General features: G+C 22.3%; 11 protein-coding genes. 10 read left to right on the forward strand and 1 reads right to left on the reverse strand.

Going from position 1 to position 12591, the window contains the following annotated elements:
- Window positions 1–106: 106 nt before the first annotated feature.
- The 7 genes from ACZ5EC_RS11465 to ACZ5EC_RS11495 all read left to right on the forward strand — a co-directional run bounded on the left by ACZ5EC_RS11465 (window position 107) and on the right by ACZ5EC_RS11495 (window position 6526).
- Window positions 107–1243: a GlgC family sugar phosphate nucleotidyltransferase gene (locus tag ACZ5EC_RS11465; protein ID WP_464302616.1), complete on the forward strand. Its 1137-nt coding sequence runs from the start codon at window positions 107–109 to the stop codon at window positions 1241–1243.
- Entirely contained in the window at window positions 1233–2288 is a 1056-nt protein-coding gene (locus tag ACZ5EC_RS11470; RefSeq protein ID WP_464302617.1) for a DegT/DnrJ/EryC1/StrS family aminotransferase, read from the forward strand. The genes ACZ5EC_RS11465 and ACZ5EC_RS11470 overlap by 11 nt, the downstream gene beginning before the upstream one ends.
- Window positions 2289–2536: 248 nt before the next feature.
- A complete protein-coding gene (locus ACZ5EC_RS11475; protein WP_464302618.1) occupies window positions 2537–2959 on the forward strand; it encodes an ATP-binding protein in 423 nt (140 codons plus the stop codon).
- Window positions 2949–3293, forward strand: coding sequence for an STAS domain-containing protein (locus ACZ5EC_RS11480; protein ID WP_464302619.1), 345 nt, complete (start codon window positions 2949–2951; stop codon window positions 3291–3293). Before ACZ5EC_RS11475 ends, ACZ5EC_RS11480 begins: the two co-directional genes overlap by 11 nt.
- Entirely contained in the window at window positions 3280–4134 is an 855-nt protein-coding gene (locus ACZ5EC_RS11485) for an NAD(+)/NADH kinase (protein WP_464302620.1), read from the forward strand. The genes ACZ5EC_RS11480 and ACZ5EC_RS11485 overlap by 14 nt, the downstream gene beginning before the upstream one ends.
- A gap of 3 nt (window positions 4135–4137) precedes the next feature.
- A complete protein-coding gene (gene recN / locus ACZ5EC_RS11490) occupies window positions 4138–5850 on the forward strand; it encodes a DNA repair protein RecN (protein WP_464302621.1) in 1713 nt (570 codons plus the stop codon).
- Complete coding sequence (locus tag ACZ5EC_RS11495) at window positions 5837–6526, forward strand: hypothetical protein (protein WP_464302622.1); 690 nt, start codon at window positions 5837–5839, stop codon at window positions 6524–6526. Before recN ends, ACZ5EC_RS11495 begins: the two co-directional genes overlap by 14 nt.
- A 65-nt stretch (window positions 6527–6591) precedes the next feature.
- On the opposite strand, the gene ACZ5EC_RS11500 is transcribed toward ACZ5EC_RS11495, so the two are convergent.
- Window positions 6592–9504, reverse strand: coding sequence for an insulinase family protein (locus ACZ5EC_RS11500; RefSeq protein WP_464302623.1), 2913 nt, complete (start codon window positions 9502–9504; stop codon window positions 6592–6594).
- A 211-nt stretch (window positions 9505–9715) separates the two neighbouring features.
- Here ACZ5EC_RS11500 and ACZ5EC_RS11505 point away from each other — a divergent pair, with 211 nt between their 5' ends.
- Genes ACZ5EC_RS11505 through ACZ5EC_RS11515 form a run of 3 tightly spaced genes read left to right on the forward strand, consistent with a single transcriptional unit; the run spans window position 9716 to window position 12579 of the window.
- Window positions 9716–10522 (forward strand): hypothetical protein, encoded by an 807-nt coding sequence (locus ACZ5EC_RS11505; protein ID WP_464302624.1) that lies wholly within the window; start codon window positions 9716–9718, stop codon window positions 10520–10522.
- Window positions 10523–10533: 11 nt separating this feature from the next.
- A complete protein-coding gene (locus tag ACZ5EC_RS11510) occupies window positions 10534–11574 on the forward strand; it encodes a ribonuclease H-like domain-containing protein (RefSeq protein ID WP_464302625.1) in 1041 nt (346 codons plus the stop codon).
- A 33-nt stretch (window positions 11575–11607) separates the two neighbouring features.
- Window positions 11608–12579 carry a tetratricopeptide repeat protein gene (locus tag ACZ5EC_RS11515; RefSeq protein WP_464302626.1) on the forward strand — a complete coding sequence of 324 codons (972 nt, stop codon included), beginning with the start codon at window positions 11608–11610 and terminating at the stop codon, window positions 12577–12579.
- The last annotated feature ends 12 nt before the right edge of the window (window positions 12580–12591 follow it).

The raw sequence follows: 12591 nt of genomic DNA on the forward strand, positions 1-12591 counted from the left end.
TAATTAAAATAAAAATCTATATAATTTTTAAGATATTTTTAATAAATAATCCTCTTAAGTTAAAAGAATTGACAAATAAGAGAAAAAAATTAAAATTGTCCTAGATATGAATTTTAAGAGCATCTATCCAATATTATATTTGAAAAATAGATCTACTGAATTACCTGGTATATTAGATCATATTGATTACAGTGAATTACCTATATTTGTTGATTTTAATATTTTTCAGCTTACAATAATAAATTTATTTTTTAATAAATATTTTAATTTTAGTTTTATTTATGAAGAGGAAGAAAAAAAATATATCAAATATTTTAATGAAATTAGATTTACTGGAAATGTAGAAAAAAAACTTTTCATTAAAGGAAGTAATCAAAAAAATATTATTAATATTTTTTCAAATATAGAAACTAATAATGAATTAGGTAAAAATGATTACTTTTTGTTTGTTCCCTCAAGTCTAACATCATTGATGTTTTTAGAGGAATCTTTGGCAAATATTAAGTTAACTGAAAATTTATATAGAATACCTATTGAAAATGATGAAACTTTATTTCTGGTAAGTAAAAAATTTTTATACAAAAATGTAATAAAATCTTTATCAAGTTTAACAGATTCAGTAACTGAAATAGAAGAGATATTAAAAAATATCCCTTCAAAAGAAATAGAAATTAAAACTTTATATTATGGATTTAAAAATATAAAAGATTTTATAATGCTTCATTTCAAACTTCTTGAAAAAAACAGTTCTGTAAAGAGACTAATTAATCTTTTTAATTCTTTTTTAGTTTTTGAAAAGCCAATTATGATTACAAAGAAAGGATATGTGAAAAATTCTATTTTAGGTAAAGATTCTGAAATTGCTAGCCAGATTTATGATTCAATTATATTTAAAAATGTTAGTATAAAAGAAAATAGTGAAATCATTAATTCTATAATATTACCTAATAATGTTATAGGAAAAAAAAGTAAGATAAAAAATATTTTACTTGGATTAAATACAGGGGTGGAAAAAAATTTAACAATTGGAAATAATTGTGAGATCGGCTTTCAACTTGGTAAAATTTTAAAGAATATAAAGTATAAAAAAATTTTACCAGAAGGTTTTACACTTATTGGAAATGATGTTATAATTCCATCAGGGTTTAAAGTAGGTAAAAATTGTGTAATACGAGGTGATGTTCAGTATGTTGATCTTAAAAAAATGAATATTCTAATTGATGGGGGAACTCTTGAAAAGTGAAAAAATACTGTTTAAAAGACCTTCTTTAAAAAGGGATGATTTTATTTCAGTTCTGGATGCAATGATTGATGAACGAATTTATCCTGGTATTATTTATGATATTTTTAGAGATGAAATTAAAAAAATCACCAATTTAAATAACATATTACTTTTACCATCAAAGTGGGTAGCAATAAAATTAATCTTTGATTATATTTATAAACAACATGAAAGCATTGAAAATATAATTATAACAAATAATAGTGATCCTTTTTATTATGAATTTTTTAAAAATTATGATCTAAATATTTTCCCTGTAGACATCAACAAAGGTTTTTTACCAGATTTTGATAGTATTATTTATTTAAAACCAGGTTTAGATGATCTATTATTTGTGAGTTACCAAGCTGGATTTTCTGCTGATTTTTCTGATACCAATTCTATAGATACATTACAGATCGCTGATTTTTCGGGGTCGTTTCATACTTTTTTTAATAATAAACATATTGGGAAAGGGTTTGACTTTACACTTTTTTCATTAAAAGATGATGATATAATTACAACTGGTGATGGTGCTATTTTATATATAAAGGATAATAAGATATATAAAGAACTTGAAAACCTGGTTAATGAATATAATTTAAAATTAAGTGATTTTAATTGTGCTTTAGGATTATCTCAGTTAAGAAAAATTAATAAAATAATTAATTCAAGAAAAGAAATTATTAAATATTATCTTGATAATATAGATGATAGTATTGAAATTGTTTATTATAGAGATCTTGATTTTGACGAGTTAAAAAGAAATAAACCCAATTTTAATAATTTTTATATCATCTTTGAAAATAATTTAAATTATTTGAAAGAACTTTTTGAAACTAGTCATATTGATGTAAAACCTATAATTAATAAACCAATTTCTATGTTTCTAGAAAAAAACAATAATAATCTTATTAATTCTAATAAAATAGCTAAATATGGTTTAAATATACCGGTTTATCCAACATTAAAAGAGGAACAATTAAAACTTATTACAAATATAATTAATAAAGCTACAAACAATTAATAAAATTGACTTATTATAGATTTTAAGTTAAAATATTGTTATATTATTATAATTATATTATTCTAGTAGAATATTTTTAAGTAAATATTGTTATACTATTAAAATAAGAATATATTAAAAATAGATATAAATTTAATTTTAAAAAATAAAAAAATTTGTTCCATATAAAATATAAAAAAAAATTTGAAATTAGCTTTTTAAATAAGTATTCTTGTAGAAAATTTTGATAAAAGGTTTATAAACAAAATATGAAAAAAGAAATCAAATTAAGAAGTATTAGATCACATTTTTCAAAATTAAGAGAAATTATATATTTTGAACTTGGAAATAGATTTTATTCTTCAGACTTTATTAATCAAACTGTTATATGTGCTGAAGAAACTTTTGCAAATATAATTAATCATGCATATCAAAAAAATTCTCACAAAGTGATTGATGTAAAAATAGAAGTTACTTTTGAAATGTGTAAAATTACATTCATTGATGAAGGGGTTGAATTTAAAGATTTTAAACTTCCTAATTCTTTGAAAGATTTGAATTCAAGATTAGGTGGGCTTGGACTTTATTTAATTAATAAATTTAGTGATAAGTTTACATATGAAAGAGCAGGAAATATTAATATTACAACAATAGTAAAATATAAAAAAGATGAGGGTAAAGATGGGGTATAATATTGATGTAAAGTATGATATAATCTATATTAAATGTTCAGGAAGATTAAATATTGAAAATTCAATAGAATTTGAAAACGAACTAAAAGAAAGATTTCATAACAATATTAAATACATAATATTTAATCTCAGAGAAGTAGAGTATATATCTTCTTCAGGAATAAGGTTACTTGTTGCTAATTTAAAAAATGTACAGGAAAACGACGGAATTCTTATTCTATCAGAGATTTCTGAACAGGTATTAAATGTATTGAAACTTGTGGGTTTAGATGATAAGTTTATTTATACAAATTCTGATCAAGAAGCAATAGAATATATAAATGAAAGAAAATAAAGTTCTTATTTATTATTATCAAAATAATTCAAATTTTTCCCATGTTAAAGTTATTATAGATTATTTAAAAGCAAAAAAAATCGATTTTTATACTATCGGGTTAAAAAGAAATAATAAAGGGTTTTATTATCTAAATAGTGAGGATAAGCATTTACATTTTAGTGAATACACTTTAGTATTAAGTATGGGAGGAGATGGAACATTTTTATTTGTTGCAAATGAGATAAAAAAACATGATATACCAATAATAGGTATAAACAAGGGTAAATTGGGTTTTTTAACATGGTTTGATTGTGATAATGTATGTTCATTCCTTGATGAGTATTTTAAAGGCAATTATATTACAGAGCCAAGAATGATGCTTGATGGGCATATAAACAAAAATGGAAGAATAATAAATATGAGTGCTTTTAATGAAATTGCAGTTACTAAATATGTTTTATCAACTCCTATTGATATAGGTTTATTTATTGATGGAAAACTTCTTTCCAGAATCAAAGGGGATGGAGTAATTATTTCTACTCCTACAGGTTCTACAGGATATTCTTTATCAGCAGGTGGTCCAATAATTTCTCCTTTAATAAATGGTATTATAGTTACTCCAATATGTCCTCATTCATTTACCATGAAACCAATAATAATTAAAGATACTCATACAATAGGAATAAAGCTATTAAGTAAAAAAAAGGCTATTATTACAATGGATGGGCAAAGAGGAGAATACTTGAAATCAGGAAATGAGTTAAATATTACAAAAAGTAAATATAAAACTTACCTTGTAAGAAAACCAGATTTTGATTTTTTCAATATAATTTCAAAAAAACTCAAATGGGGACAGTAGATTATGCTTGAGCAAATTCATATAAAAAATTATGCTTTAATAGATGATTTATCAATTGAATTTAAAATGGGGTTAAATATATTAACAGGTGAAACTGGAGCAGGTAAATCAATTATAATTAATGCTGTATCCCTTCTTTTAGGTGATAATATTGATAAAACTTTTATTAAAGATATTAATCAAAATGTTTTGGTTGAAGGTGTAGTATTAATTGAAAATAAAGATATAATTTTATATTTAAATGAATTGGGAATTGAAATTGAAAACAATGAGCTTTTTGTAAGAAGAATTTATATACCAAAAGCACAAAAAAATAAATTTTATATAAATGATACAATTGTTTCAAAAAAAGTTATAGAAAACATTTTTTCCAGTCTTATAGACCTGATTGGTCAACATGAACATCAAAGTTTATTAGATTTAAAAAATCATATAAAATATCTGGATAAATTTTCTAAAATTGAGAATAAAGTAAATGAATATAAGGAAAAATTTTACAAACTTAAAGAACTTGAAAAAGAGTTAAAAGAACTTAAAGAATTGAAACAGGAAAGAAATAGAAGAAAAGATTATTTAAAATATTCTATTGAGGAAATTGAAAATGCAAATCTTAATGAAGAAGATGAGAATTTATTTGAAGAAAGAAGACTAATTTCAAATTTAGAAAAAATTGTCCAGGTTTTTCAATCCATTCATAATGGAATATCAGAAGATGAATATAGTATATCACAATCAATATATTCTTTTATTAATGGATTGGAATCTATAAAAGAATTTGATAAAAAAATTTTACCAGTAATAAAAATTCTTGAAGAGGTTGATGTAAAACTACAGGAAGTTTCAGATTTTTGTGTTAACTATGTAGAAAATGTTGATTATTCAGAAGAAAGAGTTAATTACCTTGACCAGAGGATTGAGCTAATTGAAAACCTAAAAAGAAAATATGGTGAAACAATAAATGAAATATTAGAATTTAAAAAAAATGCCCAATTTGAACTTGAAACCTTAGAAAATTATGATCAAAAGATTGAAGATAGTGAGAAAAAGATTGATGCTTTAAAAAAAGATATGGTTAAACTTGCAATCGAGATTTCAAAAGAGAGAGCAAAAAATGCCAAAATACTTGAAAATATGCTTCATGAAAATTTAAAAAAAATTGGGATGGAAAAGACAAGATTTATAATCAAAATTTCTCACCAGGAAGATGAAAATTCCTTTTTTGAAGTAAATGGAAAAAAGTTTAAACTTTACCAATACGGTATTGATTATGTTGAATTTGGTATTGCTCCCAATATAGGTGAAACTATAAAACCATTAAGGAAAATAGCTTCAGGTGGGGAAATTTCAAGGTTAATGCTATCTTTAAAATTAGCTTTATCAAAATATGATTCATTAGAAACTTTTATTTTTGATGAAATTGACACAGGTATTGGTGGAAATACAGCTAACTTAGTAGGTAAAATGATAAAAAAACTATCATATACAAAACAAATAATATGTATTACCCATTTGCCACAAATAGCTTCATTATCGGATCACCATATTTATATTGAAAAAGAATTTGTAAAGGATAAAACAAATATTAAAGCTACAATAGTTGATGGTGAAAATAAGATAAAAGAAATTGCAAGAATGTTATCAGGAAATCCTGAATCAAAAGAAGCTCTTATTCATGCAAGAACTCTTTTAAAGGAGAACGAAAATGTTGAAAAATAATAAAAAAAATAAAGTAATTTTTTATTTTCATTTTCCATTTTTATTAATTCTATTAACTGCTTTATTTACAATTAATTTATTTTCTATTGATATTAATGGAAAAGATAAATTTAAAAATTTTGTTAATTCCTTTGAAAAAAAAATACCTCAAAGATTTAATTGTGAATTAAAATCAAAATTATTTGATGACTACATAAATCAATTACCTGATGAAGCTTTTTTAGATAGGAAACATAAACCAGCAAAAATTGTTTTATATTATGAAAAGGGAAAAACTCCTCTTTATACTATAGAAAATGTCTATGATGATTATAAAGCTTTTATAAAAAATTATTTTAGTTTTTTAAATGATTCACTTGTTTTTTTTGTTTTAAGCGAATCGAAAATTAAAGAATTACTTAATAATTATGAAATTAAATACACTACCTCTAAAAACAGTAATATTTTTAAAGTATCTAAAGATGAAGAAAACAAGGAATTAATATTTTTTACAGATAAGGGAAATAAGACATTAAAAGGAATAGATATTTACTTCAATGGACAAAAATACATTAATCTCTTTTTTTTATTTAAAAAAATTAATATTTATATTGTACCAGAACAGATAAAAATAAATCTTTTAGATGAAAAACAACAAATAATTATTTCATTCATAAATTATAAAATTTATAAATAAGATTTTAGAAATAAGATGAGGAAATTCAGAAAAATTTATTTTAAAAATTAAAGTATAAATTTATTTTATATTATTTGTTCAATATTTTTAAACAAAAGTTTATTTTCTTCTATTTTCTTTTTAGTTCCAACTGTACAATATTTCCCTTTATTTTTAATTGATTTAATGAATTCAATTTCTTTTTTTATAGTGTTAAAAGAAGTATTTAAAATTTCTGCTTTTTCTTTTATAAGGTCTTCATCTTTTATATTTGAAAAATATCTTGATATACTAACATCTTGTTTCATTGATGGAGTTAAAACACCCTCAATTTTACCAATTGTTCCTATAACATATTTTCTAAATTCTCTTTCATTTAGATTTAATTCTTTTAAATAGTTGTATGCTTCATTGTATGCATCTAAAGTTTTTTTCAAATTAGGGTCCCTGTATGAAGACATTATAAGGACACCTGATCTTTTCAAAATAGAAAAAGCACCATAGGCTCCACCAATTACCCTTACTTTATTCCATAAATAATCCATATCCATAATTAATTTTAAAACCAATAGTTGGCCATTGTATTTATATCCCTCTTTAACAAAATCAAATCCTTTTGCTACATATTGAACCTGTCCAGGAATAATAAATCCTTCATTTTCTTCATTTTTTAAGAAATTCCACTCACCTTTTTGATAAGATGAAGTATCAAAAGTAAAATGAGTTAAATTATCTTTAAATGAATTAAAATCTTCTATACTTCCAGCAAATCCAATATTTAAATTGTTTTTATTTATTAAAATCTTTTTTATAGTTTTTAGTTTTTCAATAATTTCATCTTTTAAGGAATCAAAATTAGTATCTAAATGTTTAAGAAATTTATAATATTCTATTCCATTAACAAGTTCATTAAATTTACCAGCAGAAGATATATAAGATAAAACTTTAGTATTTGCAAATGAATGTCCAGCATTCATAATTGAAACTTCCATCCTTGATTTTAATTCTGAAATAATTGTTTTAATCCTTTTTTCATCTTCAAAAATAGAATTTGTTAAAATTTCGTTTACAAGATCAATTGATTTTTCGATGTTCTCTTTTAAAACTTTTGATTTTATTCCAAAAACAGGAGTAAAATTATCTAAACTATTTTTATCTATAAAGTTATTTATGTGAAAGTTAATATCTCCAGTTATAATATTTATCTCATTAGAAAGATCCATGTAATTATATTTTTTTGTATCAATTTTCCCAAGAATAGAAGAAAATAATTTTACATATTGTAGTAAATCTTCTGGAATAGAATTAAGATTAAATAAAAGTGTGAAATATGATATCCCCTTAGTTTCAATGTTATTATATAACAATTTAATATTTTCTTTTTCTTCTATTTCAAGTGGAATCAATTCAGGTTCTTTTTTTATATCTTTTATATTTAATAAAGGTAATTTTTCAAGGTTTTCAAGTTTATCAGGTGTTGTTTGCCTTAATTTTAATTTCTTGTTTTCTTCTAAAATTTTATCAATTTCATCTTTTGAAAGTTTAGAAATTATATTATTTATTTTTTGTTCAACCTCTTTATTTTTCTTTTCAAGCAAGCCTGTTTCTGGTTTTAGTATAATTAACGATCTATGTGTATTGTTTATAAGATATTTTGAAATTAAATTTTCGAAATAACCTTTTTTATAATTGTTTTTGATGTAATTTAAAACTTTTTCATATTCTAATGGTTTCCATGGTTCATCATCATAAAGCCATGTCGAAAGAGTTAAGACATTGTAATATAAACCTGCTGGAAAACCTGAATAATCAGCTTCACGTAATTGAAATTCAAAATGATTTATAGAAGATTTTATAAGTTTTTCCTCTATTCTATTTTCTACAAGATCAGTTAAAGTTTTAAAAATTAGGCTTTTAAATTTTTCTTTTTTGTCTATTTCAGATTTTTTAACTATAATACTTAAAAATGGTTGTCGAATAAAAATTTCATAGTGTCCCAGAACATCTTTTCCAATTTCAGCATCAATTAGAGCTTTTTTTAATGGGGAAGCTTCAGTTTCCATTAAAATATATTCTAAAATATTTAACCCTAAAAAATCTATAGAATTCTTTGTATTTCCAGTAACAAAATTCATTGATAAATAAGTATTTTCTTTAAGTTCTTTTTCAGATAAAACTGGAAAGGAATATGATTTTTCTATCTCTTTTTCAAAAGGTTTTTGGATTTCTATTTTTGAATTAATTACTATCTTTTCATATTTTGAAAGATAATTTGAATCAATATAATTTAACAAAGAATTATAGTCAGCATCACCATAAATAAAAATATAACTATTGACAGGATGGTAATATTGTTTATGAAAATTGAGGAATTTTTCATAAGTTAATTCAGGAATGTAATCTGGATCACCACCTGAATCAAATGAATAAACATTGTCAGGGAAAAGTGAGGTTTGTATTTTACTAAAAAGAATAGAGTCTGGTGAAGAATAACTTCCTTTCATCTCATTATAAACCACACCATTATAAAAAAATTTATTTTTTTCTTTATTATATTCTAAATGCCATCCTTCCTGTAGAAAAATTTCTTTTTCATCATAGATGTTTGGGTTTAAAACAGCATCCATATAAACATCAATTAGATTTAAAAAATCTTTTTCATTTTTACTGGCAACAGGATACATTGTTTTATCAGAAAAAGTAAATGCATTTATAAAAGTTGCAAGAGTACTTTTTATTAACTCGACAAAAGGTTCTTTTACAGGATATTTTTTAGAACCACAAAGAACAGAATGTTCTAATATATGTGGTGTTCCAGAATTATCCTCAGGTGGTGTTCTAAATCCTATAGAAAAAACTTTATTTTCATCATTATTACTAATTACAACAATTTTAGCTCCTGATTTAATATGTTCTAAATAATATCCAGTTCCTTTTAATTCTTTAATTTCTCTTTTTTCTATGAGTTTATAATTAGAATTATTTGCATAATCGTACATAAAACCCCCTTTTTTTTTCTTGTAATTTTGTTAAAAAACAATATAATTAAATAGCTTTAAACAAAAATTATTTTACTTGATATTAAATAAAAATACAATATAGTCAATTTGTAAATAAAATTTTTTAGTTTTTTTTAAAAATTGTTATATTTTATATTAAGATTAATTATTATATTAAAATATTGACGATAATTAGTAAAAAGGGGAATCTATGGCTGTTTCTGCTGAGCAAAAAGAAGCGTTTAAATCAAAATCCAGACTATATAAAGAGCAAATTAGATCTTTAATGGAAAATATTAAGGAATTGGAAAATAAAGCTAAACAAGTCCTAGAAGAAACCGGTAATCCTTCAGCTTTAATTGAGGTACAAATTGCTGAAACATATATGAATATAATAACAAATTATTTAGCAATTAATAATGTTGCAATTTCCACTATGGGAATAAAACATGAAGATTCATTAGATGAAGCTAGAAAACTTCTTTATAAAATTTTAATTTTAGGAGAAAAATGGACTTCAAGTTTTATTGATTTAAAATTAAGTGAAATTGTTGAATTTCAAAAGAAATTTGTAGAATTTTCAGATGATGATAGATATAATTTTATTCAAAGATTGTTTTTTCTTATAGATCAGGTAGAAGATGCGTATGGGGAAAATTCAAAATGGAAAATGAGTTTTATAGAGATAAAAGGAAGAGCAACTAATCTTGCAAAGAATATTTTAGATTATATTGGTTTAAGATCTAAAAATGATCCAAGAATTGAGGGTTATCAGGCAAGAAGAAATTTAAGGGATCTGGTAGAAGAAAATTTAATTAAGGTTGCAAAGCTTTATAGAGAAAAATATGAGATTGCAGGTCATAACAGTGATGATATGAAAAAAGCTTTAAATTTTTTAAGAGCTTTAGGTAGATTATATCTTTTAGAAAACAAAAGGACTGAACTCGATAAAATTAAAAAAACTATCTCTTTATGGACTAAAAAACTTAATCAGGATATGAAAAAGAAAAAAGTTTAAAAAAACGATAAATGAATTATGATATTATAGAAAAAAAAGTTGATTTTATAAAAAAAATTGAGATAGATAATTTTAAAGATATTTTTAATTTATCAAATTTCTCAAAAGATGAAATTCTTTTCATAGATACTGAAACTACCGGTTTATCAGGTGGTTCAGGTACTTTTATTTTTCTTTATTCATTTGGATATTTTGAAAATGATATATTTATAATAACTCAAATTTTTTTAAAAAATTTTAGTCAGGAAAAAGAAGCTCTTGATATAATTGCTAACTTTTTGCAGATGAAAAGTTTTTATTTATCTTTTAATGGAAAATCGTTTGATCTACCTTTAATTAAAAATCGATTTATAATGAATCAAAAATTTGAAATATTTGATATCATTGAAAATAAATTTCATATTGACCTTTATCATATTTCCAGAATTTTATATAAAGATAGATTTCCTAAATATAATCTCCAAACACTTGAAAAAGAGTTGTTAGGATTTTTTAGAGAAGATGATTTAGATTCACAGTTAGTTCCATATGAATATTTTAAATACATTAGGGGTGAACCTGCAAATATTACTAAAATTCTTGAACATAACTATTATGATGTTCTTTCATTGTTAAATCTTATTGATACTTTTGAAAAGGACCTTGTTTCAAAAAATGAAAGAATAAATTATTATAATTTAATATTTTATCTTATAAAGAATAAAAAATATAATATTGCTAAAAAACTATTATTAAAAGATAAACTTTACCTTAAAAATGAAATGCTTTTTTATAGTTATATAGTGCTTTTAAAGAAAGAAAAATATTTTGAAAAGATTTGTGAACTGTTTGAAAAATATTATGATACTTTTAATTTTTATGAAAGTTTATTTGTGGAATATTTAAAAATACTGGAACATTATAAAAAAGATTATAAAAAAGCGATTGAACTTTATAAAAAAGAGAAATTAAAAATGCAACTTATAGAATTAGTAAATGAAGATATTTCAAAAAGGATTAATCGGATAAATGACAAATATTATAGAGAAAAATTAAGGAAGAAGAACTCTTAAAAATTTTATAATAAAATAAGGATATGTTTTAAAATGGATAATGAAGAAGAGATTGTTTATTATTTTTTTAACATTATAAATTATTGTAAAGATAATAATGCAAAAAAAATCATAGACAATTTTAAAACTGGAGAAAAAATAGACTCTTTAGAAAAGAAAATTAATGGTAATTATGAAGATTTGTTTCTTTTTCTTAAATTTATCAGAAATATTAAAAAGTCTAATAAAAATTCTGCTTACATGATAATTGAGCAATTCTATTCTGAAGATAAAATCAATATATATTATCTCTTTTTACTAATAATTGGCCTTAATTCAGGACTTGATGTTGATGAATTTTTAAATATAAAAGATGAGTTGATAAAAAAAATATTTTTAGCTTACAAATTATATTTTCAAAAGAAATTTAATTCTTCATACAAAGTTATTGCTTCCATTTCATATATTCAAAAGTATAAACCTGTAATTGATTTATTATTATTACAGAATTTAATAGAACTTGACCTTATAGATGAAGCTTTAAATATATTAAAAGAATTTTTATCAAAAAACAAAATGAATATTCTTTTTAATTTATTAGTTTCAACAATTTATTTTAAAAAAGATAATAATTTGCAAGCAATTAAAACATATACAAAATTTAAAAATAGATTACAAAATAAAAAATTAAGAGAAAATTATTTATATCTCCTTTTAAAATTAAACAAAGAGAAACATTGGATTAATGTTATTACAAAATATTCAAATTTAGAAGATCAGGATTACTTTTATATTGCAAAATACTATCATAAAATGGGTTTTCTGGATATAGCATACGATTATTATAAAAAAATTGATCCAATTAAATTTCCAGTTAATAAAATGATAGGAATTATTTATTACCAGATGGGAAAAATTGATGAAACAATAAAATTTCTTAAAAAAGAGATTGAAGTAAGAGGGGAACATCCAGATATAAATAAGATGTTGAAGTATCTTCAATTGAAGTCATTATTAAAGAAATAATTTTAAAAAGAT

The organism is Exilispira thermophila, assembly GCF_055389015.1.

Coding starts and splice junctions, on each gene's coding strand:
- ACZ5EC_RS11465 (WP_464302616.1), top strand. CDS start 107: ATGAATTTTAAGAGCATCTATCCAATATTATATTTGAAAAATAGATCT.
- ACZ5EC_RS11475 (WP_464302618.1), top strand. CDS start 2,537: ATGAAAAAAGAAATCAAATTAAGAAGTATTAGATCACATTTTTCAAAA.
- ACZ5EC_RS11480 (WP_464302619.1), top strand. CDS start 2,949: ATGGGGTATAATATTGATGTAAAGTATGATATAATCTATATTAAATGT.
- ACZ5EC_RS11485 (WP_464302620.1), top strand. CDS start 3,280: ATGAAAGAAAATAAAGTTCTTATTTATTATTATCAAAATAATTCAAAT.
- recN (WP_464302621.1), top strand. CDS start 4,138: ATGCTTGAGCAAATTCATATAAAAAATTATGCTTTAATAGATGATTTA.
- ACZ5EC_RS11495 (WP_464302622.1), top strand. CDS start 5,837: ATGTTGAAAAATAATAAAAAAAATAAAGTAATTTTTTATTTTCATTTT.
- ACZ5EC_RS11500 (WP_464302623.1), bottom strand. CDS start 9,504: ATGTACGATTATGCAAATAATTCTAATTATAAACTCATAGAAAAAAGA.
- ACZ5EC_RS11505 (WP_464302624.1), top strand. CDS start 9,716: ATGGCTGTTTCTGCTGAGCAAAAAGAAGCGTTTAAATCAAAATCCAGA.
- ACZ5EC_RS11510 (WP_464302625.1), top strand. CDS start 10,534: ATGAATTATGATATTATAGAAAAAAAAGTTGATTTTATAAAAAAAATT.
- ACZ5EC_RS11515 (WP_464302626.1), top strand. CDS start 11,608: ATGGATAATGAAGAAGAGATTGTTTATTATTTTTTTAACATTATAAAT.